Annotated in this window: 16 protein-coding genes and 2 pseudogenes; 6 read left to right on the plus strand and 12 right to left on the minus strand. The window is 53.3% G+C overall.

From position 1 onward, the window contains the following. Positions 1–6 precede the first annotated feature (6 nt). From EQV96_RS11610 to EQV96_RS11620, 3 genes and pseudogenes are all read right to left on the minus strand, one after another. Positions 7–1,290 carry an arsenic transporter gene (locus EQV96_RS11610; RefSeq protein WP_240882052.1) on the minus strand — a complete coding sequence of 428 codons (1,284 nt, stop codon included), beginning with the start codon at positions 1,288–1,290 and terminating at the stop codon, positions 7–9. A gap of 25 nt (positions 1,291–1,315) precedes the next feature. Next, positions 1,316–1,672, minus strand: a complete 357-nt coding sequence (locus EQV96_RS11615) for a metalloregulator ArsR/SmtB family transcription factor (protein WP_240882053.1) — start codon at positions 1,670–1,672, stop codon at positions 1,316–1,318. Next, positions 1,669–2,091: pseudogene (locus EQV96_RS11620) on the minus strand (arsenate reductase ArsC). The gene EQV96_RS11615 and the pseudogene EQV96_RS11620 overlap by 4 nt, the downstream one beginning before the upstream one ends. Before the next feature lie 1,111 nt (positions 2,092–3,202). Between EQV96_RS11620 and EQV96_RS11625 the strand changes: the two are divergent. Beyond that, positions 3,203–4,579 carry a hemolysin family protein gene (locus EQV96_RS11625; RefSeq protein WP_133075663.1) on the plus strand — a complete coding sequence of 459 codons (1,377 nt, stop codon included), beginning with the start codon at positions 3,203–3,205 and terminating at the stop codon, positions 4,577–4,579. Further along, complete coding sequence (locus EQV96_RS11630; RefSeq protein WP_133075664.1) at positions 4,576–5,592, plus strand: hemolysin family protein; 1,017 nt, start codon at positions 4,576–4,578, stop codon at positions 5,590–5,592. Before EQV96_RS11625 ends, EQV96_RS11630 begins: the two co-directional genes overlap by 4 nt. A 528-nt stretch (positions 5,593–6,120) precedes the next feature. Here the strand turns inward: EQV96_RS11630 and EQV96_RS11635 are convergent. From EQV96_RS11635 to EQV96_RS11650, 4 genes are all read right to left on the minus strand, one after another. Continuing rightward, entirely contained in the window at positions 6,121–8,718 is a 2,598-nt protein-coding gene (locus EQV96_RS11635) for a hypothetical protein (protein ID WP_203304648.1), read from the minus strand. Between the two features lie 536 nt (positions 8,719–9,254). After that, on the minus strand, positions 9,255–9,983 hold the full coding sequence (locus tag EQV96_RS11640; protein WP_133075667.1) for a metallophosphoesterase family protein: 729 nt from the start codon (positions 9,981–9,983) through the stop codon (positions 9,255–9,257). A 105-nt stretch (positions 9,984–10,088) separates the two neighbouring features. Further along, positions 10,089–10,511, minus strand: a complete 423-nt coding sequence (locus tag EQV96_RS11645) for a hypothetical protein (RefSeq protein WP_133075668.1) — start codon at positions 10,509–10,511, stop codon at positions 10,089–10,091. A 42-nt stretch (positions 10,512–10,553) separates the two neighbouring features. Beyond that, a complete protein-coding gene (locus tag EQV96_RS11650; RefSeq protein ID WP_240882054.1) occupies positions 10,554–10,961 on the minus strand; it encodes a hypothetical protein in 408 nt (135 codons plus the stop codon). Between the two features lie 188 nt (positions 10,962–11,149). Between EQV96_RS11650 and EQV96_RS11655 the strand changes: the two genes are divergently transcribed. Then, entirely contained in the window at positions 11,150–11,629 is a 480-nt protein-coding gene (locus EQV96_RS11655; protein ID WP_203304646.1) for a helix-turn-helix domain-containing protein, read from the plus strand. Between the two features lie 145 nt (positions 11,630–11,774). Here EQV96_RS11655 and EQV96_RS11660 read toward each other — a convergent pair whose 3' ends face one another. The 4 genes from EQV96_RS11660 to gmtY all read right to left on the minus strand — a co-directional run bounded on the left by EQV96_RS11660 (position 11,775) and on the right by gmtY (position 17,601). Continuing rightward, on the minus strand, positions 11,775–12,011 hold the full coding sequence (locus EQV96_RS11660; protein WP_240882055.1) for a DUF3732 domain-containing protein: 237 nt from the start codon (positions 12,009–12,011) through the stop codon (positions 11,775–11,777). A gap of 821 nt (positions 12,012–12,832) precedes the next feature. Beyond that, positions 12,833–13,504: a gamma-mobile-trio protein GmtX gene (gene gmtX / locus EQV96_RS11665; RefSeq protein WP_203304644.1), complete on the minus strand. Its 672-nt coding sequence runs from the start codon at positions 13,502–13,504 to the stop codon at positions 12,833–12,835. Position 13,505: 1 nt separating this feature from the next. Further along, positions 13,506–16,133: a VPA1269 family protein gene (locus EQV96_RS11670; protein WP_240882056.1), complete on the minus strand. Its 2,628-nt coding sequence runs from the start codon at positions 16,131–16,133 to the stop codon at positions 13,506–13,508. Between the two features lie 4 nt (positions 16,134–16,137). After that, positions 16,138–17,601: a gamma-mobile-trio recombinase GmtY gene (gmtY, locus tag EQV96_RS11675; protein ID WP_203304643.1), complete on the minus strand. Its 1,464-nt coding sequence runs from the start codon at positions 17,599–17,601 to the stop codon at positions 16,138–16,140. Positions 17,602–17,719: 118 nt separating this feature from the next. Here gmtY and EQV96_RS11680 point away from each other — a divergent pair. Together EQV96_RS11680 and EQV96_RS11685 are read left to right on the plus strand one after the other, a co-directional pair. Next, positions 17,720–19,126, plus strand: a pseudogene (locus EQV96_RS11680) (FMN-binding glutamate synthase family protein); the annotation flags it as partial. 190 nt (positions 19,127–19,316) lie between these two features. Beyond that, on the plus strand, positions 19,317–20,420 hold the full coding sequence (locus EQV96_RS11685; protein ID WP_095026425.1) for an OpgC domain-containing protein: 1,104 nt from the start codon (positions 19,317–19,319) through the stop codon (positions 20,418–20,420). Between the two features lie 100 nt (positions 20,421–20,520). Here EQV96_RS11685 and EQV96_RS11690 read toward each other — a convergent pair whose 3' ends face one another. Then, the gene (locus EQV96_RS11690; protein ID WP_095001428.1) at positions 20,521–21,927 is read right to left on the minus strand and encodes an amino acid permease; all 1,407 of its coding nucleotides are present in this window, start codon (positions 21,925–21,927) and stop codon (positions 20,521–20,523) included. A gap of 395 nt (positions 21,928–22,322) precedes the next feature. On the opposite strand from EQV96_RS11690, the gene EQV96_RS11695 reads away from it, so the two are divergent. Continuing rightward, complete coding sequence (locus EQV96_RS11695; RefSeq protein ID WP_095025831.1) at positions 22,323–25,433, plus strand: transglycosylase domain-containing protein; 3,111 nt, start codon at positions 22,323–22,325, stop codon at positions 25,431–25,433. The last annotated feature ends 39 nt before the right edge of the window (positions 25,434–25,472 follow it).

Below are 25,472 nucleotides of genomic sequence, written 5' to 3' on the forward strand. Positions count from 1 at the left end.
CTTGATTCAGAAACTGAGGCGCAATGCTAGGGCGCACAGGGTGGCGACGAGGATGGGTAAGGTCAGCACGATCCCGACCTTGAAGTAGTACCCCCAACTGATTTTGATGCCCTTCTTGGCCAGCACGTGCAACCACAACAGCGTCGCCAGGCTACCAATTGGAGTGATCTTCGGGCCCAGATCGGCGCCGATGATATTGGCGTAGACCATTGCTTGCTGGACGACACCATCGACCTCGGCGGCATGAATCGACAAGGCGCCTATCAGAACGGTGGGCATGTTATTCATAATCGACGACAGGAATGCTGTTAGCAGTCCTGTACCAAAGGACGCGCCCCAGATGCCATAACCTGCGAATACGTGCAGGATCTGTGCGATATGTTCAGTCAGACCAGCGTTCTTCAGGCCGTAGACGACTAGATACATACCCAAAGAAAAAAACACTACTTGCCACGGAGCCTCCTTGAACACTTTGCCAGTGTTAATGGCATGGCCACGAACTGCGATGACATAGAGGATGAATGCACATACCGCCGCAATGGCGCTTATCGGCACCCCTAATGGCTCGATGACGAAGAAGCCAATCAAGAGCAGCGCTAACACCCACCAACCGGCTACGAACGTGGCACGGTCGTGGATCGCTTCACTTGGACTGTCCAGTTGATTGAGGTCGTAGGTTGTGGGCAGATCTTTGCGAAAGAACCACAACAGCATGGCTAATGTTGCCGCCACGCTAACAATGTTTACAGGCACCATGATCGAGGCATATTCATTGAAGCCAATACCGAAATAGTCGGCAGAAACGATGTTGACTAGGTTGGAAACCACGAACGGCAAACTCGCCATATCGGCAATAAAACCAGCGGCCATCACGAATGCTAGCGTTGCAGCGGGAGAAAAGCGCAACGCCAGCAGCATCGCAATCACGATGGGCGTGAGTATGAGTGCCGCACCGTCATTGGCGAATAACGCCGATACCGCCGCGCCTAACAGGATGAACAGTGCGAAGAGCTTACGGGTGCTGCCAGCGCCCCATCGCGCGACATGCAAGGCAGCCCACTTAAAAAAACCTGCCTCATCAAGCAGCAGGCTAATGATGATGACCGCTATGAATGTACCGGTGGCGTTCCAGACGATGCTCCAAACCACGGGAATATCCCCAATGGTAACGACATCCGTAAGCAGAGCCACGCCAGCACCCATCATGGCGCTCCACCCTACCCCAAGCCCCCTAGGTTGCCAGATGACAAGCACGATGGTGGCAATAAAGATCAATACGGCAATCAACATTTCAATAACCCGGTTTGGACGTGAATCAGTTGCACACGGCCTGATTGATAGGACGATCGTTCATGCCGCATAGGCGTTTAGCCTCGGTTTCCAACCACTGCTGGTTGGCATCTACGACTTCTTTCAAAACGGCAGTCACCCAGGCAGGTAAGTCAGGGTGCAGTCGGTAATACACCCACTGGCCTTGGCGACGATCCATCAGCAATCCGGCTGAGCGAAGTAGCGCTAAGTGCCGAGAAATCTTCGGCTGACTCAGATCGAGTGCCGCCGTCAGTTCGCAGACACACAGCTCACCTTCACTCACTACGAGCAAAGTAATTTTGGTTCGAGTGTCATCTGCCAGGCACTTGAATAGCGTGGTGGGGTTCATGGGTTCTGTCATAGATCCTCCAGATGTTTGGACTTAACCAAAACGAAGAGCTTGATGCGCTCATGGATGTCATGGAGCGTATGGCGAAAAGCTGCAGGGGCATCGCTGATCACCGGATCAGGGAAATCTCAAGCGATAACCTCACTGACGCGGGGCATAGAAAGGCACTCGCTTGCGGATTTGTCACAAAGAGCAATGAAGTAGTCGAATCGTTCAGTGCGAAACTCATTTATAGACTTGCTGCGCAGGCCGGTTGCATCGACCCCAACTGCCTCTAAAGCCTGAATCGTGCGCGGATCAACATGAGAAGGCTCAAAGCCTGCACTGAAGGCCTCAAAGCGAGAGTCAGTAAGCCTAAGCAATGCCTCAGCAAGCTGGGAGCGGGCAGAGTTGCCAACACAGACAAAAAGCACTCTGATCGCAAGGCTCATGATAGGCCTCCTCATATATGGAAAATCGAATATACGCTTAATCAAATATTCGGTAAAGCAAATACGACTCCTGCTTCTCACATATGGACTGTCACAGTCCAAATACTGGAGCATCAAGGATGATTAAGAATAGGCAGTGATATGACGCTCCAGGCAACGAAAATTACCGGTGAGCAATAGCTGCATTTTCGAGCCGACTTGAAATCAACCTATCTCCCCACAGACCATATTGCGCCCAGGTCGTAATGCCGGAATGCATATCCAAAGGGGTCGAAGTCGTAGTGCTTTGGGACATTGCAGCGATAGACATCCAGCATGGAGTTGCTCGCCTCCATTTGCTAGCGACAGCTGTGGCAGGTTTTTTGAACGACAGGGATATTTATTGGCTCTAAAATTTCAGAAGCACTCAGCTTCACAGCTGACAAATATTGCAACACAAAGGGTCTTAGTGGGTCACACATAGTTTAAGTTAGCTAGAAACACCTAGCCGTATAAAACGCTTGCGACTTATCTAAAGCCCTAATAGCTATGCGATAGGCGATCAGGCTCGCCCCGCAACGGATGACCGGAGCTTATTTTAAAACTTTATTGAAATGGATAGACTTAGAGAAGTCCAAATCACTTAACAACCAAAGTACGCCACACTCAACAACGGCAACTGCAGAGAGCCTCTCAAATCTGAAAATCTCAACAGATAAGCATGCAAACCCAGATAATTTAAAGCCACTCTACTTGAGAGCAACAACCAGAAATATCTATTATCTAGTCGCACCCAATATCATCACCAAAATAAAACCAATAACTTTCCGACAATTATTGAAAATTTTCAATGCGCGAAAACACGATAGCCAGCAGAGGGATGCAGTTCTATTTCATGACGATAATTGCGTGATCTGAATGCGATTGAGCTGGTGACAGAAAGCTGCTTTTCGCGTGTCTAAATATTGGTCAATTGAAGCTAGCATTCACAAACAGAATAAATTCTCTAGCTAGACTGCACCGAGTAAACGCCCGTATGCTCTCGATTCCTTATCTGCTTGGACTTCTTCGTGGCCCCCAGCCCAGCAACATACAGCCGCTGTCAAAATTCTAAATTTGGTCGTGCAGCCAAATGATCGAAACGATTGTTACACTCCTTCTCGGTATCCTGGCAATACTGGCGATCATCGCTGTGAATGGCTATTTTGTTGCGCAAGAATTTGCCTACATGGCGGTTGACCGTACTAGGCTCTCAGCATTGGCTGCTGCCGGTGATACGGCTGCAAAGCGCGCATTAGCAGTCACAAACCGCACCAGCTTTATGCTGTCGGGTGCCCAGCTTGGCATTACCGTCACAGGCTTACTTGTTGGTTATGTCGCAGAGCCCTTGGTCGGTGAGTCATTAGGTATTCTGCTCGCAGGAACCGGTATTCCCGTTGAAGCTAGGGTGACCGTCGGAACAGGTCTAGCCCTAATTGCAGCTACGATTATCCAAATGGTCGTGGGTGAGCTTTATCCGAAAAACCTTGCTATCGCGAATCCAGAGCCTCTGTCGCTCGGGCTTGCCCGCTCCACGCTCTTTTACATGTCAGCTTTTGGCTGGCTAATTAGTTTCTTCGACAAGTCTGCCAACCTTCTCCTGAAGTTGCTGCGCATCGAGCCGATTCATGACCTCGACGTAAGCGCATCGGCTACCGACCTACCGCACATAATCGCGGACTCGCGCGACAGTGGCGACCTACCACGTGAGCTTTCACTCATGATGGATCGCATCCTCGACTTCCCGCAGCGCAACGTCGAGCACGCTATGGTGCCTAGATCACAAGTTGACTGGGTTGAACCAGACACGACACTCGAAGAGCTACGAGAGCTTATGGCTCGCGCTCATACCCGATATCCCGTAATTGATGACGATGATGCCCCTGTGGGCGTTGTTCATCTCGCCGACGTGCTTGCACACCTCTCTACGGGGAACAGCAACGTGACCGTATCGTCGTTGATGAGACCTGCAAAGGTGTTACCGACGCTGATGCTGCTGCCAGATGCCCTTGATCAGTTGGTTCAAACAACCGATCAGTTAGCTTGTGTTATTGACGAGTATGGTGGTTTCGCTGGGGTGCTCACGATTGAAGATCTCGCCATGGAAATCGTTGGTGAAATTACCGATGAGCATGACGCAGAAGTCGGCGATGCCGTCGTGTCTGAAGGGGAAAACACTTGGACAATGGAAGGTGACGTTCACCTCGACGAGGTCAGGCGAATCATTGGTCACGACCTACCGCGCGTTGATGTTGAGACAGTGGCAGGTATGCTGATCGCTGAGCTTGGCGCACTCCCTGGTGAAGGCGACACAGTCACCATTGATCTACCTATAGATGCTGCCGAACTGATCTCCGACAAACCGGTGAGATATCGACTCGAAGTTGATGTGCTTCGTATTGAACGACATGTTCCGACCGAAGTTCGCGTACGGCTGGTCAAAGTACCTATGATAGAGGAAGGTCAATGAATGATCCGCTGATAGTCACGACAGCGACAATCGCTCTCATTGCGCTGAGTGGCTTGTTTGTTGTCATAGAGTTTGCGTTGCTCGGCGCTCGTCGACACCGGCTTGAAGAGCTGGCAGTCAACAGTACGTCCGCTCGTGCTGCTTTGCGCGGCATGAATGATTTGACGTTAATGCTTGCCGGTGCACAGCTAGGAATCACGCTGTGTACGTTTGCCTTAGGTGCGGTGACAAAACCTGCGGTCGATTTTTGGCTCGAACCCGTATTCATCGCGTGGGGCTTGCCTGAGTGGGTTGCAGGTGGCGCAGCTTTTGGTTTCGCGCTTTTCATAGTGACGTTCTTGCACTTGGTTGTCGGTGAGATGGCGCCCAAGTCCTGGGCCATTGCGCACCCGGAGAGATCCGCTCTGGCAATTGGCATCGTCTCTCGGATCTATACTTGGCCGCTGCGCCCGCTGTTGCGATGGGTAAATAGAATCGCCAACCGTCTCGTAAAAGCCTCAGGTGTCGAGCCAGTCGAAAGCGCCGCAGTTGGTGGTCAGGATATTGAGACCATAAGGCAGCTCGTTGAGCATTCGGCGAAGGTCGGCACTCTAAAACCGCAGATGCAGCAGCAGATTTCAGGTCTGATCGACCTGGGCACGCTTCCCGTCGAAGCTCTGATAATCGAGAGAGAAGCGATGGTTCACGTTTCACGGGATGCAACAGTGGAGGATGTACGCACTGCGGCCATCCAGTCCGGGCACCTGCGCATTCTCGTGCTGGGAGCCGAGGGCATACAACCGTCGGTAGTTCACGTACGCGATACATTGCTTGAGCCAGAGACTCGGTTTGCGCATGAGCTAGCACGAGAAGCTTTTGTGCTTGACGCAAAAACCCCAGTCTATGAAGCACTTGCGCGTATGCGTAAATCGAGCATTCAGCTAGCTTTAGTCGTGAACGCAGATCGCTTAATGGGCGTTGTAACTCTGGCAGACATACTCAAACGAGTACTCCCAGCAGCCTCTAGCGCCTAGTGTCCTCACGTATAAATGCAGAGAGCTTATTACTTGGCAGCTACTCCTTGCTCGATAGTGGCAATTTTCAGCTGAGCTTCAATTGCTGATCAGAGTTACAGATCTTGCGACACCGACTTCTAAAGAAACAGGATGGTCAACTACCAGTGTAGTTATTGGACTGTCCTATGGACTGTTGGTCGCAGGCGCTTGCTTACCATTAATGCAGAAAACAGTTCGATTTTCGGTGGTTTGGGCTAAGCGGTTGCCGGTGTTCTATTCCGCAATGGAGTGACACCAACCTTCCGGTAGAAAGCTCTATCGACCCATGTCGTAATACACCCTTATAGTGACAAAACAAGCCGGGAGGCCAAGATCTTGAAAAGATCTCCAAGCATTCGCGCATCTAGCAACGCATGGTGCGGCAGATCTGACAGTTCTATGCGCTGGCAATTCAGATCCGTAGACCATGACGGCAGAAAACAGCGAACGCATCTGCGGAGGTCAGAATTCGGAGTTTCAAATCGATTCTGACCCCTATTCAGAACATCAAGCGGCTCGAGACCCAAACTCGGTGATCCAGCTTTGCAAGGCCTTTACATCGGCCTCAAATACATCCAGCTCAAGACTGCTGCTGGGCTTTTCATCGGACTGAGCATGTTCAAACACTGAGTAGCGAGTCATCAGGTCATCAATGAATATGCAGTCTTCATTTGTCACCTTGGCGACCTTGTGCAGCTTTCCTTGGGTATTGATTGCACGCCTGAAACGGCCTACGACATCCGCTAAAAGAATGTACTCAATCGTCTTCTCCACGATCACCCTGAAGTCACTGCAGGCGCTTTTGCCGAGTGCCTCGTAAGCGTCGACCTCAGCCCTTTCCTGGTGCTTTTTCAGGCGCGTAATAGCGTTGTCGATCAATCCGCGAACAGCGCTTTCCGGTTTCAGGTCTCGAGCGCTAGCGGTGGCGACGATGCCAGCCACTTTGTCCATCCTTCTAAGCGAGGTCAGGGTCGGCTTGACGGATGGCATCCCTGGCATCTTGTTCCATTTTTCCGTCACCGCGTCGACCAATGACACTAGAGAGAGCCTGTGAGTAAAAATGATGACCTGCCGCGTCGCTGATAAGGACACCAAACGCTCGACGACTCTCTCCTCAAAATCTTGGTCAAGTGACGAAATTGGGTCATCAAAAATGAAGGGGGCCAGTTGGTTCGAGCCCGTGGTGTCTGCTAGAAACGCAGCCAGTGCAGCAATTCTGGTCTCGCCTTCACTCAAGATGTAATCCAGGCCATGTGAGCCATGCGCGCCTACCAGGTTCAAGCCGAATGTGATCTTCCCTTTACCACCCGATTTACTCTGCGGAGCAATTGGCATGCGGTGGCCGCCCAATAGCTTCAGTTCCTGTAGGAATCGAGTTTGATAACCAGCGTCCAACTCGGTTTTGGCCAACTCATTTTTCTTGGAGGTCAGGGAGTTGGTAGCGGCTGAACGGGAGGCTTTGTCTATTGCCGCAACGGCGATCAACCTAGCCCTTTCAGCACTGATTGACGCTTTGTTCTGTGAAAGCCATTGCTTGGCTTGGAGTTGCTGGACTCGGTTCTGCACTGCCTGACGATGCTCATCCTGTAACAGGGCAGATAGGCTAGATTCCTCGGTAATCAAGTCTGCAGACTTGGTTTTTACCGCTTCATTAATGTTCGTCCAGTCGAAAGCTTGCAAGGTGCCAACAGGGCTTCCCAGTACGACTTGATCACGCCTCGTTTTGAGCATGCCAAGCCACGTGATCGCATCGCCTTCCTCGAAGCCCAAAGTGGACATGTGAACGATCCAGTCGGCTTGCCCTGGAAGAGTTGGCAAGCGGATTTTGTGGTCAGTAAAACTTTTTTCAGCCTTCTTGGCGGCTGTCTCAAGGCCGTCAGTGACGAACTTCTCAAAACCAGCCAGGCGGACTTTGGCATCCTCATCAAGGCTTTGATGGCAAACTACGCAGCGTGAGTCAGCTGCAATATTGGGAAACTGAGATTCTGTGTAGGCCGTGCCGTTGGAGTATGCGCGTGCGTACTCCCACATATCCTGCCAGGTCGCAGAGCCAACACCGTCGAGCTCGGCTTTACCGAAAATCGCTGCCGCCGCTTCTTGGCTCGAATTCCTGGCCTTAACAGCGGCGTTTTTCAGGGTCTCTAGCGTGCCTGCCGTCGCATCGTTCAATCCCTGTTGAAGTGTCGACATTGCTGTTTCAATACTTTTCAGCGCAGTTTTTTCTTTGTTGATGCTCAGCAGCCGACCCGCAATATCCTTCTCTGCGAGTAGGGCCTCTTTCTCTATACGCTCCCGATCAAGAAGATCGGTGTACAGACATTCCTTATCAATAATCGCGGTCGTGGTTGAACTCTTCAGGCCCTGAAGCCATTTTGCTTCTGCGGTGTGATTTAGCGTTTCTGGGATGGCGGGTAACGCTTTGCTGAGCAGTGATTTCTCTCTTGCAAGCTCTGCGCTAACAGCGTCCGCTGTGACGATCAGCGCGGATACAAACTTCATCCGGCTGGGTTCATAGCATGCCTCAGTCCTGCCCATGTACTGCTGGGCAGCCTTGCTATCGAACACCTGTGCATGTCGTAAAGCTTTGTGAGGCCCGCTTGGGACATCCCAGTGAACATCCGCCGGCTTACCGTCGATTGACACCTTGAAATGGGCACGGCAGGGCGTAGGTGTTGAATCGAATACGTTACCGCGTATCTCGTCCTTAGATCGTGATCCACAGATCTCCTTTAGCAGCCTTGCAAATCCGCTCTTGCCGGTTCCATTCTGCCCGTAGATCACCGAGAGATTGCTTTTGCCGAATGGAAGGTGAGCGCCAGCCTTGATTGCATTTAACCCATGCACATCAAGGATCTCCTCAATCCGAAGCAAAGGTCTATTGGCTACCTGCGATAAAGTGCCGGGGATTACGTTCAGAAATCCTGGATCAGCTTCATCCTTGGCTTCGAGCTGGCAAAGCCTTGCTAGCGCTTTAACTTCATCCTGATTCAACTGCCGCTTCGAGTCGATGATCATTCGAGCCGCTGTCTGCAACCACTTGGGGCGCGCATTCAGCCACGTCTCAAAATCGTCAGATACTACCGGCACTGCCTCAATCTTAGTCATGGTGCGCTCATTTCACAGAGGAATTCCTGAGCGTAGGCACTAGCTAGCTTTTTGGTATTATTTGGCCACTATATTAGTTACAAGATGTGGCTGTATACATCCAAGGTGGTTCTTGGGGGGCATAGCATCGGCGCGGTGTAGATGACTTGGCCGGACGCTTACAGCCTTCCGAGAAAAACTTTCCGAAATTACTGCGTACCCACATGGCTGGCTGGAAACGACCTTTACTGTCTAGGACGATTTCATGAGCGAAAAGAGTCGCGGGAATTAGACCGAGACTCGTAAGCTTTTCCCTTTCAACCGGCGTCACGGTGAGGTCGATCAATATCTACTGTTTCACCACACAGAATGCTTTGCCCGGGAATGTCTTTGCTGCCAAAGAGATCAGGTCTTCTAGTGAGCCTTCCCAGCCGACAACCTCCTCTCAAGCGCCGTACAAGAGTTGCGAAACCTCTTCCAATGTCACCATCAAAAATCCTCCATCCCGTTGAGCTCGGCCAGCCACGCGAACGTGTCCAATAGCCAATCACTGATAATCAAAGCTCGATCAATAAATCAGGATCAAAGCCCGTGTTCTGCCCCGGATAACCGCGTGGATTGGACACCACTCGACACCCCTCCTTTGAGAAATCCGCCGCAACGTGGGTATGCCCATAAACCCAAAGATCAGCCTTACTAAGTAACTCTGACCAATCGTTTGCATAGGCTGCAGCCAGATGCCCTGAGTGATCATCGCCCAGATAATCCAACACAGGTGCATGGTGTGTGACCACTACTGTTTTGCCGTCGAAAGGTCTATTAAGCTCTTGGGTTAACCATAGGTGAGCTCTCACTGACTTAGCGACTAGGTCGTCTGGACGCAAGCGCCTGTAATCCAAGTCGGCTCGAATCACCAAAAAATCGTTCATCGAATCCCAAGCAATTCTCTTTGCCGCAACCACATCCCCCGTAGCCGAATAATCCGTCCAGGCAGTTGTGACTAAAAAGCGTATGCCATCGAGAATGAGCATCTCGTTTTCGAGTACATGCACATGGGGCAATGCAGCGTCTTTCATTTTTAGCAGTGTGCGACCTATGTGCCCGCCGTAGTACTCATGATTACCGCATACATAGATCACTGGGCATTGAAAAACCTCGCTTGCCCATTTCACGCCCCGCGATTTGATATCAATGTCGCCGGCGAGAATTACTACGTCCGCTTCGCTTGAGGCGGGATCGAACCGAGCGAACTCGAGGTGCAGGTCAGAGTAAATCTGAATTTTCATAACGGACGACCAGTTTCGATTTAGTTGTACTTTGGATACCGCTGCGGCGGCCGGCCTCCGAGCATTGCTCGCCTTGCAAGGAGAGACTGCGTTTACGTACTTGGATTAAAAAATCACTCGAAGCCCTTTAAGAGAGTGAGCGTCAATAAGACGACCTGGGGCATCGGTATAAGCCTTTTCGTCATCTATGTTGTGAAGACATACCCGACATCCCGTGGAGTCATATCCCACCAGCAACCCCGAAAGCCCTTCCATGATCCACTTGCCGTTTTTGTTCATCCACCCCGGCGTGACGACCTGAATTTCCGTAACGACAAACTCGCTGGTTTGTTGGGAAAGTATTTCTTCGAGCATATCGATGTCACTAATCATCATGGTGCGTGGCCACACCTTGCCATCCAAGCACTCTTCAAGAACGACGTGATACCAAGGATGAGCCAAGTGGCGTTCAAATATCCGCCAGTTTGAATACCCATCCCCAAAGATATTAGGGGCGCCCTCGGCAAAGGTTTCATGACTTCTAAACATTTCACATTCCCGTGGATCTACAGACCGCAGTTGCAGCTGACATCATTGATAAAGAGACAGTATCGCGGCGAGACTGGCTGACTTTTCGTCGCCCTCTCCCATCAAAACGTACACAGTGTTTTTGGTTTCAAAGAGAAAGCCATCTTGGAATGAAATGGCCATGGTGCTGCGCACCCAATTTCCGTAATCGAAGCGTCCTCGGCTGTCTAGGATGACTTTTTCGGCGAAAAAAAAGAGCGGCAGGTGGTCATGAACGTGGATTTTGGTGAGATCCCCATCGCTCGCTATCGCGCGCACGATTGTCCACTGCTGGACGATGCAAAAACCTTTGTTTGGAAAGCGGGTCTGCGCGATATGAATTAGTGCTTCTTGGCTTTCTCCAGATCCAGAGCGAGGCTCTCCGGTGGTGGAGAGGAGCTCGCTGGATGCTTGGATTTCTTCGAATCCCATGCTTCATTCCCGTCAATACATGTCATATGTTTAAGCGCATCACCGTTAGGAAAACTCACGGAAGCGGCACTACCTCGGGCATTGCCTTCTCATGAGTGACGAAAACAATCGACCCGAAACAAGGATTATATGACGTGTTATGGGTCGACGCAATGTGGCTTTATCCTCTGTTTTGTAGAGGATCATAAATGTCTCTCAGCGAAGCATTTGCGGCCGTTGTCCGGGCCTTGAGACAGAAATCAGGAATGTCCCAGGACGACCTACCTTTAATTGATCGCTCTTATCTAAGCCGCGTGGAGCGCGGCAAAGGGAACGTTTCGATCGAAATGCTTTTGAAAATCTCAAAAATGCTGGACGCTGAGCCCACAGTTCTAATGCTCCTAACAACTTCTTTGCTTTCTGAGGAGGCTACAGATGTGGCATTGGAGCGGATCTCGAGGAAGCTAGAGACACTGAAAGACAGTGGGGTGATCGAGCTGATCTCCAGCGGAGGTAGGCCAAGCCAACAAGGAAGACCTTCCAACCTCGCTGCGAATGAAAGACTAAAACTTGCTCCACAGCTTAAGCAAAAAGGACTATCGAATTCAGAGATAGCTCGAGAATTGGACGTTTCTAAGTCAACGGTACAACGGTTTCTAGCCAAGGCTCCTGCTAACGGTAAACGCTGAAATAACCGAAGTGATAATTTACCTCTCGGGCACGCTTCCTCTCCACTTGACCCATTCGCTGAGCTCTAAATCCGCAAGCGAATACCCTCACCCACACGTCAACTTAGGGGCGAACGCTACCGTCACGACGACGAGGGAGATGACCTCATCGGCTGTGTTGGGACATTGCCTCGTTCTCACCAATAATCGACTCATCCTCGCCACGTTGGGGATAGTACGGACGGCTGATTTGGTCGAATACCAAGAACGCCGGCACCGGCACATTGATCTCTCCAAGATACTTCTGGAGCGCAAAGGACAACGCGGCATGGATCGTCAGATAGTTCTCATCTGACCTCGCATCCGGCAACCTCAGTACAGCTTGGGAGTATGCCTCAATCATTGCGACGTCCGAGGTCGTAATCTGAAGTTGGAACCTGTCGAAACCACTCCTTTGCCTTTCATGATGGTCAGCCAGGGATTGGGGCTTGCGACGGGCCGGTTCCAGTGTGTTTACCGCTAGTAGCTTCGCTGGGGTTGGTAGTCTACCCCCTTATCCCCCAAAAATTACTACCTTGAATATCCGGTAAATCGCCCGCAGAGCGCAGCTGTACTCAAGTTATAGCAAGCGCTTCATATTGCGGCACAAAGGTCGATGAAAGCTTCGATAGCGCCCGTTTAGAGAGATACACGTAGTAATTATTAATGCTTCCGGCTGCGCAGTAGATCGTAGCTACATGGGGCGCATCGAACGCTGAGAGGACGATAATTCGAGGAAGTCGCACCAGACATAGCCAAACCTAAGCCCAAAAGCCAGGGGGCCGAGGGAGAGGTACGGTTTTCGAGCCTAGGATTGGAAACAAACAACTGTCAAGAGATGGCTCCGCGACACGCTGAAAAGGTTTTTCCAGAGCCGCAAGGACAGTCCGCCGATCCATCCTCCACTATGCTCGGAAGTACTCCATCAGCTCGAAATCCGTGTAGCACTTCGCTGTTATGGATGATTTTCAGTTGATTTTGAATTTCCTGCCGCTGCCTTTCCGTGAATCCGGTCGCATAGGGCATTAGTCAGGCCATCTCAGCATCAGCAGCTTCAAACTCTTCACAGTATGCCAAGAACACGGCGTATTGGGGCCACCCAGTCTAAGCGAGTATTTACCGAGGCTTACGCTTCGAATGAACCCTGTGCATCCGAATAGGTTCACACTCGCCCATCGGGGGGGGTCACTCGATCTCCGCAAGCACCTTTTTGATCGCGTTGACATAACCATGTTTGTAGAGTGGGCCAAACTCGCCTCTCACCTGGCCCGCTTTTCCCACCATCCAGCCCTGTTTCTCAATGAAGGCATCATCGACGGCACCTTTCAGCGCTTCAATTTCGCTGTCATTCAGAACACCACGCAGCGATGGGATGACCTGAATATTCTCATCATTAGAATTAGCTGGCGGGGGAACTTTCAGTGGCCGCATGTCAATTACGAACTCACTTTGCCCTTTCAAGGTATTCAGCTCGTTCCGGTATCTGTTTCGCTCGGCAATGATCATGCCGAAGACCCCACGCAAAGCAGGATCATCGATCCGCTGCAACAGCTCGTTGTCTTTAGGAACCGAATTTGACTTCAAGCGTTGATTGATCGGTTTCTTCATCAACATACCTGATTTAGCAGCCCAAACCTCGATCAACCGGCGGAAGCACGAACCGGTTTTATTACGGATAGTCGAAGTCGACGGGCCACCCTTAGCTACCGAGAGCCTTGCTATCTCTGCAATGGAGAAATTTTTCTCTCCCGCTGCGTGATGCTCGGCCAATACGGCGTTGAGTAAAGCCAAAGACTTCCTCTGTTGCGCATTCGCCTTTCCCTGGAGTTCCTCAAAAACCACACTCGGATCAATCATACTAGTGTACCCCCTGATGACTTGGTGACACCGCAAGCAGGTCAACAAGTTTGATTACAGGCGCCACAAAGACTTTCTCCAGCGCAGATATGCCTGATGACAGCAGTCCGAGGTTCTGCCCTGCTTCCAACACGCCAGACGCCATCCTGAAGCCTTCCAGTTGATTTGTTGGATGCGCCTTGAAGGCCATAGCGCGCATCATCGCGTTTCCAGCGATCAGCTGCATACGGTCATCCATATTCATAAAAATAGGAACATATCCCTGTGACATGAGCATGCGGTTCAACGCTCTCGAACGTTTTTCGACAGCAGGGGATTTGCGAATGTCGTCCATCAGATCCGGATAAATTTCTGCATCCTCACAGATCTGAGCGAGTTGCAGCATTTCCGAGTCAGTTTCGATAAAAGAGATCGGGTGACGCACATCCTCCATGCTTCCTACTGCGACCAGCTTCGTACTCTCGTCGCCCTCTTCACGATCTTCTTCGATCGACACGAGGCGCCCAATGATCTGGAAGCATGCGACCAAGTCCTTGGCGTACTCATCTGCCTCTACAAGCTGCTTCTCATAGCGGCGCTCAGCTTGTTGAAGCTCGGCTTGGCGAATAAAAGGTTTGCCCTCCTCCTGAGCGAAATAGCGATCCTCTAGCAACCCATCTCTGACCTGTTCATGCTCGACAGCCAGCTTCGCAGCCAGCGACGTCTTGTAGCTCAAATTATTGAAGTGAGCGCGCAACGGATCTAGGTAGCGAGCGTCAGTGATAAACCATCGACACCTGATACAGTTCTCAGGCCCGTGAGGCACAGCAAGATAAATGGGAGCTCCCCTCACACCGAAGAGTTCTCCGCCATTCCAACAACCGCCTACCGTGGCTTTTTCATCTGACTTAACCGTGTTACCGCCGACCAAACAGAGTCCAATATGACGATGCTCCCACCCTAGAGGGTTTCGGTTTGCCATGGCCATCTCGATTGAAGCCTCATCGCGGTAGACCGTCTTACTCGTGATCTGCCGCAAGCTGGCATCTTTGAGGAATACTCTGAGGCTCTCTTGCTGCGCTTCTTCCACCTTCTTCGAGGCTTCGTCCATCGCTCTCGACACTTGCGAGATAGAAGGCTTTACATAATAAAGCGTCATCAGCAGTCGAGAATGCCCAGCAATCAGCTTTGAAAGCACAGGCATCGGAACATTCCCCTCCATCGCGTAGCAAGTCAAAAGCGAAACACGCAGACTGTGAAGAGGAAAGTGCGTTGCCACCTTTTTAAGCGGAACCTGCCCTTCCACATCTAGAGCATATTCCTGTACGAACTCGAATCTTGAGCCGTCCGACAAGGTTTGACCCCGGTCGTGCACTCGCTCTTGCAACGTCGACAAGAGCTTGTACCAAAGGGTATCCATCACCGATCGAGTGATTGGCTTGCTAGTCCCGCCTTGAAGGTGCGCAGCATCCCTGAACAAGAAACAAATGCTGCCCATTTCCCGCCGCTGGTCTTCTGACTTGTTAAATCCAAAGTGTGTACTGGCATCTAAGTCGACACAAGGCTGAGGGCGGTCAATCGGATTATATTTTTCCTGCCAATTCCTCAGCTTCTCAAGCCAGTATAAAACGTCTTCATGCTGCCAAGGAATGGTATAGCCTCGCTCTCTTTCCTCCTTGTTCTTATCAGCGGTTTTGTTGGTATTAACATGGAGCCCTGTCATGTAATCGCCAGTATCTTTATTTTGTATTCGGCAGAATATTCCACGACCCCAAGGATTTTTCACACTTCCCAGAGAAAATTTGTGCTGATCGTTAAGTACCCACTTGCCGCTTGCGTATCGCCAAGTATCCGCCTCCCCTGAATCCAGAAACCTAACTTGGTAACTACGTAACGGCAAATGCAACTTAAGAAGTAGAGCAACCGAACGAACAGGTGCCCAAATTTCATAGATATGTAAATCCGCATTGTTCTTACCGTTGAAACGGACAACTTTTCGTCTCCGCCAAACACAGTCAGGATCATTTTTATCGATAAGCGATTCATCTACAGGAAACCAATCACCGCCTTTGCCCGCTTCACGGCCATTAGACCTAATTTGGCCCGACTGAAGGTGTGCCCATTTCCAATCAGAGAAATTTCCACGAGCATCTGGACAGAGAATCTCTCGAGCTTCTCTGATATATGCATAGGGAAGAGGACTGTATACTGACTCGGAAACATGGCCACCAGTGTACTTCCCTTTTGGAAATGGATTGGCAACCGTTCTTAAATTGACACCCCTATCGTCTGGCTCCGTGTACCACTCATCAAGAACCCACTCGAAAAAACCATGTATATGGTTGCGAATACCAGTTGCGGTTGTTACAGACATAGTCTGTTCAAGCGCGGCCTGAAGGTCTGGCAAGCTGGTTTGGGTAGAAAGTCTTAACAGGCCGTGGGCATCGGATGCGTCCGGCATCAACGGCAAGTATACGTTAGCAAACCAGATCAATGCCCGCATTCTGTGATGTATGCCTGATTTATTGCTTGCTATCCACCCGGACATCCATTCGCGCCACCTATCCCACTTTAAACCGCGCTCGGCTAGCCACGTAAACTCGTAATCTTCAGAACGACCGTTGTAATCTGCTCTTTTACCACTTGCCACGAAACTACTTCCTTAATTTAGGGTCGCGACCAGACATGTAACCTCGCGGATCAATGTCATCAAACCCATTTTTTAAAATTTCATTCCAACTGGAGAATGAAGGGATAATTTTTTCAACGCCATCACCGCTTTCCACGCGCAATCTTGCGGCATCTAGAGCGACAGTGACATCTGCCAGACCAAGTGATGTATAAGGCACTTGGGACTCTAAAGAAGAGTGATGCATGGCCTTTTTTATAGTCATCGAATCCAGGCCCGCTCGCCTCATCCTTCGCCCATATGCGTGGCGATGACCATGAGGAGATAGCCCTTCCACTTTTGAAGTTGTAAAGCCAATCCTGGCTAGCGCATTAGCATAGTTCTCATTGAAAGCTCCTAGTTTATACGGCTTTCCCAAGACTGACTTTTCATAGGACACGAACGCATAAGGATGGTGTCGTTCTACGGAGGCTAAGTACAGCAGGTGCTCCCGCCACAACTTGAGAAATAAGTCCCCAAACTCTGACGGAAACCAATGGACATGCATAAAGTTGTCAAGATGGTCAACGATTCTTGACTTCCACCCAACGTGTTCTGTCCCCGACAGTTTGTTGCGGGGAGTCAATGCATAGACCTCCCGCAAATAGGCAGAGCGGTTAGACTTCCCTGTTCGCGATTTCCAACCGTCAGGTGCCTTCCCATCCTCGGGATGGTAAATACGCACCAGTGCATTGTCTTGATTAGCAGGATTAATGTGGACATCTTGAACACAAAGATGCAGAGGTTCACTCTCTCTCAGACTGCCGCCGTGCATCAGTAGTAAGATCAGTTGGTCGCGAACCATGCATCGGCGATCCTTTGCACTTCCGAAACCATCCATAAACAGGCTTTCAAAGAGTCTTTCTGGAAAGGCAATGGCATCATCATCTACCCGGCTTAATCTATGGGCGCCCCTCACGTTCCGCGCAAACGTCGCCGTCGCGCCAGCTGTCTTGTCTTGAATGTGGCCAAGGAAATCATTTTGAGTGCGTCTGTGCCAAGCGGCGTACGTCAGGCGTTCGTCGTTAGTAGACGCGCGCACAAGTGGATTCAAATGCTCCGCACCACATTTCTCAAAAAGGTAGTCGGTCAGTCCTTGTAGTGCAACGATGTGGCGACCAGCAAGGGCCCTGCTTGCAGGAGACCAATACAATCCTGAAGGGTCAGTCCCATTATCGCCAATTGTCCCGGTGTAAAGTCTTGTAGCGAATGCTTGAAACAATGACTTGGGATCGGCAAAGCCCGACTCGTTCGCAGCCATGTACTCAATCAACAATCTGGCAGCACGAAGAACCATCCGCTGCCAGCTCAAGCTTCGGTCATGCTGGTGGCTGAGGATGTAGTTGAGGAGTGGGATTACGACCCCTTCAGACGCCAACAGTACCGGGACCTCGCACCGGATACCACTATCATCGATCACAACCTTTGCTGCTATTTCTACCGTAACCACTCAAATGATCCTTTCACAAACCTAGCAAATAGTACACTTAGTGCCATGGCTTATAAAGGCGAAATACGACACTAACAGCTCTATTTCGGGCCTCTCCAACTTAGTACACTTTCTGTACCGCCCCTAATAAGAGATTCGCCAATACCTGCTGGAATCTGACAGCGATGCGCTGCCCTTCTCACGGGCGCAACGTTCGCTGGTGTACTCACGAGCCAAGAATGAGAGTGCCGACAAGCCTTTCGGCACTCTGGTTGACGTTTACCAGCCCGGTTTTGAATTTATCGGCCACTCCATGCGCCCGGCCCCGTTGACCGACCCCAGCAGCTTTCGCATCGTGGTGGGCGGCCCGCAATGCAGCCAGCCGTACTCGGCGTCGATCTTCAATATTTCAGCCATGAGCTTTGGCTCACTGAGCGCCAACGCCATCCGCGCCCTCAATCAGGGTGCCAAGCTCGGTAACTTTGCCCACGACACGGGTGAAGGCAGTATCAGCTCCTATCACCGTGAGCATGGTGGTGACCTGACCTGGGAACTGGGCAGTGGCTACTTCGGTTGCCGCACTTCGGACGGGCGTTTCGACCCTGAGCGTTTTGCCGCCCAGGCTCGCACGCCACAAGTGCGGATGATTGAAATCAAAATGAGCCAGGGCGCCAAACCAGGCCATGGCGGTATCCTGCCCAAGCATAAAGTGACCGCGGAAATCGCCGAAACCCGCGGTGTGCCCATGGGTGAAGACTGCATCTCGCCTTCGCGCCACAGCGCCTTTTCAACGCCTATCGAGCTGATGCAATTTATCGCGCAGTTGCGTGAGCTGTCCGGCGGCAAGCCCGTGGGCTTCAAGTTTTGCCTGGGTCATCCGTGGGAATTTATGGGCATTGCCAAGGCCATGCTGGAAACCGGCATCCTGCCGGACTTTATCGTGATTGATGGCAAGGAAGGCGGCACCGGCGCGGCGCCCGTAGAGTTCACCGACCACATTGGCGCACCGCTGCGCGAAGGCTTGTTGTTCGTCCACAACACCCTGGTGGGCCTGAACCTGCGTGACAAGATCAAGCTCGGCGCCAGCGGCAAGATTGTCAGCGCCTTCGATATTGCCAGCGTGCTGGCCATCGGTGCCGACTGGGCCAACTCGGCGCGAGGCTTCATGTTTGCCATTGGCTGCATTCAGTCGCAGAGTTGCCATACCAACAAGTGCCCCACCGGCGTGGCCACCCAGGACACCTTGCGCCAGCGAGCGCTTGTAGTGCCGGACAAGGCCCAACGGGTTGTGCAGTTCCACCAGAACACCCTCAAGGCCCTGGCCGAAATGCTGGCTGCGGCTGGCCTGGAGCATCCGGCGCAGCTCAAGGCCAAGCACCTGGTACGACGCATGTCCGCCACCGAAATCAAACTGTTCTCACAGTTGCATGTGTTCCTCAAGCCCGGCGAACTGCTCACCGGCGAGGTCAATGGCGAGTTCTATTCGCGCATGTGGCAAATGGCCCGTTCGGACAGCTTTGAGGCCAACGAAATAGCGGCGGCCTGAAGGCCCACCAGCAGGCCGCGCTGAAATAAGGCGCTGGCGGGTGTGTTCGAGCAGTAGCTCGAGACATTCAGTAATATCCAACCTTTGCATTTAACCCGTAATACCATCACCCTGCGCGCCGCCGATACGCGGCGCGCAACCTCCGCTGCGCCCGTCGGTCTTAATTTAACCCTTTGTTTGAGTACTCGCCGTGACGCTGAACGGACGCGACCACCGCATCGATTTTTTTCGCGGGCTGGCGCTGATTTTTATTTTTTGGGACCACATCCCGCACAACCCGCTGGCCGAACTTACGGTGCGCAATTTCGGCTTCAGCGATGCTGCGGAGATTTTTGTATTCCTGGCCGGTTATGCCGCCGTGCTGGCCTACGGCAAAATCGCTCAACGTGACGGTTTGTTGATCGCCAGCGTGAAGATCCTGCGCCGCGCCTGGGTGCTGTATGTGGTGCATATCTTCCTGCTGGCGGTGCTGATGGGCATCGTGTTTTTTGCCAACAACCATGTCGAAACCCGTGACCTGGTGCAGGAAATGGGCCTGCAGTACTTCCTGAGCAACCCGCAACAGGCCCTCACCGACGAACTGCTGCTGCGCTTCAAACCCAACCTGATGGACCCGCTGCCGCTGTATATCGTGCTGTTGCTGGGTTTGCCGCTGGTGCTGCCGATGCTGCTGCGCAAGGCAGGCTATGTGGTTGCCGCGTCCCTGGCCCTGTACTTGCTGGCGCCGGTGTGGAACCTCGCGGCTCAGGAAGGCGGCGTGTGGTTTTTCAACCCTATGGCCTGGCAGTTTCTGTTTATTCTGGGCGGTGCAGCGGCGATCCACGGGCAGCAACCCAAGGCTGCGCAAAACCGTCCCCTGTCGCGTCAACCGGTGTTTTTGGGAGCAGTACTCTATCTGCTGGTGACCGGCCTGCTGGCACTGTCATGGCGATGGCCGCAGTTTCACGATGCGCTCATGCCGCTCTGGCTGGGCGAGTACCTGTACCCGATCAGCAAGACCAACCTTTCACCGGTACGCCTGCTGCATTTTCTGGCCCTGGCTTATGTGGCGGCCAAAGTGGTGCCCCACGGCAACTGGCTGAATAACCGGTTGGCCCGCCAGGCATGCCGCATGGGCCGCTATTCGCTGGAAGTGTTCTGTCTAGGAGTGATCCTGGCGCCGTTGGCTGACATGCTCAATGCGCTGGGCGGTGACGGGTTTGTCGTAAAGGTATTCAGCGCCCTGATGGGCGTGGGGATCATGGCCGTGCTGGCGGCCTGGCTGGACTGGAACAAGCGTCTGAACCGCAAGTAGCGAAAGCTGTTGTGGGAGCGGGCTTGCTCGCGATGGGAACGCCGCGGTTGGTCTGACCAACCGAGGTGCTTTTATCGCGAGCAAGCCCGCTTCTCCATTGTCAGTGGGTCTGCGTGCGCTGCGTAGGCTGCAGCTTGAACACATAGAACAGCACGGTCAGCAGGATCAGGAAGGCTGGGCCTACAAACAGTGCGATTCGGGTTTCTTCGAAGTAGGCCATCAACCCGACCACCATAAACAAGAACCCCAATGCCGCGTAAGAGCTGTACGGGTACAACCACATACGGTACTTCAGGGCTGCCGCTTCCTGCGGGCTCAGGCTCTTGCGGAAGCGCAGTTGCGCCAGCAGGATCATCAACCAGGTCCAGATTGCGCCAAAGGTGGCAATGGCCGTCACCCAGACAAACACCTTCTCCGGCGCCATATAGTTGAGCACAACCCCCAGCAGCAGTACGGCAATCGACAGCAGCAACGCCTGACGCGGCACACCGTTTTTCGCAGTGGTGGCGAAGTTGGCCGGGGCCTGGCCGTTTTGCGCCAGGCTGTAGAGCATGCGACCGGTGCTGAAAATGCCGCCGTTGCACGACGACAATGCCGCAGTAATCACCACAAAGTTGATAATGCCTGCTGCCGTCTTGATGCCCAGACGTTCAAAGGTCATTACAAACGGGCTGCCCGAGGTGCCGATTTCGTTCCATGGGTAGATGGACAGAATCACGAACAGTGCGCCGACGTAGAACAGCAGAATGCGCCAGAACACCGAGCCAATCGCACTCGGAATGGTCTTTTGCGGGTTCTTGGCTTCGCCGGCAGTCAGGCCGATCATCTCGACGCCCAGGTAGGCGAACATCACCATCTGCAAGGACATCAATACGCCCTGGATCCCGTTGGGCAAAAAACCACCGTGAGCCCAGAGGTTGGAAATACCCAGAGCGACTCCGTTATTGCCGAAGCCGAACGCGATAATGCCGATACCGCCGAAGACCATCGCAATGATGGTGACGATCTTGATCAGGGCAAACCAGAACTCGAACTCGCCAAACGCCTTGACCGCGATCAGGTTGATCGAGCCCATGCTGATCAGCGCCGCCAGGGCCCAGATCCAGCGCGGTACATCGGGGAACCAGATGCCCATGTACACCGCCACGGCGGTGATTTCCGCGACACAGGTCACCAGCCACAGGAACCAGTAGTTCCAGCCGGTCAGAAACCCGGCCAACGGGCCGAGGTAGTCCTGCGCGTAGCGGCTGAACGAACCGGCTACCGGGTTGTGCACGGCCATTTCGCCCAGTGCACGCATGATCACCAAAATGGCCAGGCCGCCGATGATGTAGGACAGCATGATGGCCGGGCCGGCCATTTCGATTGCTTTGGCCGAGCCCAGGAACAGGCCTACGCCGATACAGGCACCAAGCGCCATCAGGCGAATGTGGCGCTCGCCCAGTTCGCGTTTGAGTGGACCGCCCTGCACGCTATCTGCGTGGGGCTGGTGGTTGCCGACTGGCATAAAAGTACAACCTCGTATTGTTATTGGGTATCCATCAACAGAGCCTTCGAAAAGACGGGCGGGTTACCTGTCTTGCCCCCTTGACCGGCCTGGACCTTGTAGGTCGGTAGGTCAAAAGAGAAATGCCCTGCTGAGATCGGCGGCGAGTATTGCACAGCGTTGGTGCACAGTCATGCCCCTACCTAGGACCTATTTACCTGCCGCAAAGGCTCTATTCCTGCACTTACATGGGTAAGCCACGTTGTGGATGCATCCCGACCCTGGATTTATGAGAGCCATTCAGCAGACCGTGCCTATAGAAACACCAGATAAGCCTCACAAATTTTTCACCTGAATCTGCCAGCGTCTACGCTTCTATCAAGCGCAACCAATATGCGTACCTGGATCTGTCGACTATGGGCGTACTGTGGAACTCCAACTCCAGCAAGACGAGGGTGTCATCAGCTGTAACGGACGATGCCGCACCTGCGCCACAACCTCCTGAGCCCAGGCGTTATGGATGGTTTGTGCTCGGGCTTGGGGTGCTGGCCGTCCTGGTTGTGCTGTGGTTTGTGATGGCCCAGGAGGTGCGCAGTTCCAAGTTGCAAGCCCGCGAGTTCAGCCGTTTTGCTGCGTCGCTCAGCTATTCGATGCACGAAGGGCCCAGCAACGCGATGCTTTATCCCGGCGCAGGCCCTTTCGATAAACGCTTGGGTTACAGCGCACTGGGCGACTTTCTGGCACGCCTTCAAAAACGTGATTACGTCATTACTCAACAAAGCCGCTTTTCACCAGCGCTCTTGAGCTATAGCGAGAAAGGGTTTTTCGTACCCTATTCAGAAAAAATTCAGACCGGACTCTCGATCACCGACTGCGCTGGCAGTTCGCTTTATCAGTACAAGTACCCGCAGCAGTTGTATCCCAGCTTTGCAAGCATCCCCCCGCTGGTGGTTCACAGTTTGCTGTTTATCGAAAACCGCAACCTGCTCAACCCTGATGAACCCCAGGCCAACCCTGCCGTGGACTGGCCGCGCTTTGCCATGGCGGCCTACTCCCAGGCTGCAAAACTGCTGCACTTGCCGGGGCAATCTGCGGGCGGCAGTACCCTGGCCACCCAGCTGGAAAAGTATCGGCACTCTCCCGATGGGCTGACGCTCTCAGGCGGCGAAAAATTGCGCCAGATGGTTTCTGCCAGCGTGCGTGCCTATCAGAACGGCCCGCAAACCCTGCCAGCCCGGCAAAAGGTGGTGCGTGATTACCTCAACAGCGTGCCACTGTCGGCGGTGCCTGGCCACGGCGAGGTTCACGGCATGGCCGAAGGGTTGCGGGTGTGGTACGGCGCCGACTTCAATCAGATCAACCAGCAACTGAGCAGTACCGCCACTGACCCAAAAAGCCTCGCATCAAGAGGCCTGGCCCTGCGTGAAGTGCTGTCGCTGATGATCGCCCAACGTCGGCCCTCACACTACCTGGCCAAGGGCCGTGATGAGCTCGCGCAACTGACCGACAGCCATATCCGCCTGCTGGCGCAGAACAATGTGATCGACCCGGCGCTGACCGCCGCCGCCCTGGCCAGCCGCGTGACTTACCGCGACTGGGCGCAGGCGCCAACCCTGCAACCCAATGAAACCAACAAGGGCATCAGCGTAGCCCGCAGCCGCCTTTCGGTGCTGCTCAAACGCCCGCTGTATGACCTCGACCGCCTGGACCTGTCTGCCACCAGCACCTTGCAGGGCGACTTGCAGGGCCAGGTCAGTGACTACCTGCGCCAGCTGGCAAACCCGGCATTTGCCGGCAAAATCGGCCTGCTCGGCCCCTACCTGCTAACGCCCACCAGTACCGCGCAAGTGCGCTACAGCTTCACCCTGTTTGAACTTACGCCGGACGGCGCCCGCGCCCGGGTGCAGACCGACAGCACCGACCAGCCCTTCGATATAAATGAAGGCAGCAAACTGGAACTGGGCTCCACCGCCAAACTGCGGGTGTTGACCACCTATCTGCAGATCATTGCCGAGCTGCATGACCGTTACGGCGGCCAGCCTGGCACGACGCTGAAAAAAATCCCCACCACCCACCAGGATCCGCTGACCCGCTGGGCACTGGCGTACCTGATCGAAAACCCCGGTGCACAACTGACACCCATGCTGGATGCCGCACTCAACCGTCAGTACTCGGCCAACCCCGGCGAAGGCTTTTTTACCGGTGGCGGCATGCATCACTTCCACAACTTTCGCAGCCAGGACAACAACCGCATCGCGACGCTGCGCGATTCGATCCGTGAGTCGATCAACCTCCCCTTTGTGCGCCTGATGCGCGACGTGGTGCGCTACACCAGCTATCAGTCGCCGAGCAATAACGCGGACCTGCTCAGTGACGACAGCAACCCGATGCGCCAGGAATACCTCAGTCGTTTCGCCGACCGCGAAGGCACCACCTTCATGCTCAAGTTCTGGAAAAAATACCGTGGGAAAGACTCAAAGGCCCGCCTTGATACCTTCCTGGACAGCATGCACCCCACCGCCATTCGCATGTCGGCAGTGCATCGTTACCTGTTCCCCCATGCCGATCAGGCTACCTTCAACCGCTTCGTGCGCTCGCATCTGACTAACGACAAGATCACCGACGAGCGTCTGGACAAGTTGTACCAAGGCTATGGCCCCGGCGCTTACAACCTGCCTGACCAGGGCTATATCGCCAAAGTCCACCCGCTGGATCTGTGGTTACTGGGGTATTTGCTCAATAACCCGCAGGCCACCTTCCAGCAAGCTGTCGACGCCAGCGAACATGAGCGTCAGGAAGTTTACAGCTGGCTGTTTAAAAGCCGGCACAAGAGCGCCCGCGACAGCCGCATCCGCACCATGCTGGAGATAGAAGCCTTCCTTGATATCCATCAGCGCTGGCAAAAAGTCGGCTACCCCTTCGACCACCTGGTGCCGTCTCTTGCCACCGCACTGGGCAGTTCGGGGGATCGCCCGGCGGCACTTTCCGAGCTGATGGGCATTATCCTTAACGATGGCGTACGTTTGCCGGTATTACGCATTGATACCCTGCATTTCGCCGCAGATACTCCCTATGAAACCCGCCTGGTCAACGACCCTGACGCAGGCGTAAGGGTCATGCCCAGCGAAGTAGCCACGGCACTGCGCGAAGCCCTGTCGCAAGTGGTGGATGCCGGTACGGCGCGACGGGTATCGGGCAGTTTCAAGCTCGACGACGGCACACCCCTGGCCATGGGCGGCAAGACCGGCACCGGCGACAACCGCATCGAAAGCATGGGTGCTGGCGGACGTATCCTTAGCTCCAAGTCGATCAATCGCACGGCGACCTTCGTGTTTTATATCGGCGAGCATCACTTCGGCACCTTGACTGCGTTCGTTCCCGGACGCTCGGCCGAGGCTTTCAAATTCACCTCGGCACTGCCGGTGCAAGTGCTCAAGGGCATGGCACCGATCCTTACGCCGTATCTGCAACCAGGCACCAACACCTTGTGCCTGGCACCTGCGCCAGTACACACCGCAGCGAAATAGCCAAGCTGTGGGAGCGCTCCCATTGAGAATCATTACCGT

The organism is Pseudomonas sp. TMW22080, assembly GCF_022496745.1.
Classification (GTDB): Bacteria; Pseudomonadota; Gammaproteobacteria; order Pseudomonadales; family Pseudomonadaceae; genus Aquipseudomonas; species Aquipseudomonas bubulae.

What these genes read in the sequence shown, in the direction of transcription:
- EQV96_RS11615 (WP_240882053.1), bottom strand. Translation starts at nt 1,672, where the DNA reads ATGACAGAACCCATGAACCCCACCACGCTATTCAAGTGCCTGGCAGAT.
- EQV96_RS11610 (WP_240882052.1), bottom strand. Translation starts at nt 1,290, where the DNA reads ATGTTGATTGCCGTATTGATCTTTATTGCCACCATCGTGCTTGTCATC.
- gmtX (WP_203304644.1), bottom strand. Translation starts at nt 13,504, where the DNA reads ATGATTGATCCGAGTGTGGTTTTTGAGGAACTCCAGGGAAAGGCGAAT.
- EQV96_RS11660 (WP_240882055.1), bottom strand. Translation starts at nt 12,011, where the DNA reads ATGATTGAGGCATACTCCCAAGCTGTACTGAGGTTGCCGGATGCGAGG.
- EQV96_RS11655 (WP_203304646.1), top strand. Translation starts at nt 11,150, where the DNA reads ATGTCTCTCAGCGAAGCATTTGCGGCCGTTGTCCGGGCCTTGAGACAG.
- EQV96_RS11695 (WP_095025831.1), top strand. Translation starts at nt 22,323, where the DNA reads ATGGGCGTACTGTGGAACTCCAACTCCAGCAAGACGAGGGTGTCATCA.
- EQV96_RS11635 (WP_203304648.1), bottom strand. Translation starts at nt 8,718, where the DNA reads ATGACTAAGATTGAGGCAGTGCCGGTAGTATCTGACGATTTTGAGACG.
- EQV96_RS11625 (WP_133075663.1), top strand. Translation starts at nt 3,203, where the DNA reads ATGATCGAAACGATTGTTACACTCCTTCTCGGTATCCTGGCAATACTG.
- EQV96_RS11650 (WP_240882054.1), bottom strand. Translation starts at nt 10,961, where the DNA reads ATGGGATTCGAAGAAATCCAAGCATCCAGCGAGCTCCTCTCCACCACC.
- EQV96_RS11630 (WP_133075664.1), top strand. Translation starts at nt 4,576, where the DNA reads ATGAATGATCCGCTGATAGTCACGACAGCGACAATCGCTCTCATTGCG.
- EQV96_RS11645 (WP_133075668.1), bottom strand. Translation starts at nt 10,511, where the DNA reads ATGTTTAGAAGTCATGAAACCTTTGCCGAGGGCGCCCCTAATATCTTT.
- EQV96_RS11690 (WP_095001428.1), bottom strand. Translation starts at nt 21,927, where the DNA reads ATGCCAGTCGGCAACCACCAGCCCCACGCAGATAGCGTGCAGGGCGGT.
- EQV96_RS11640 (WP_133075667.1), bottom strand. Translation starts at nt 9,983, where the DNA reads ATGAAAATTCAGATTTACTCTGACCTGCACCTCGAGTTCGCTCGGTTC.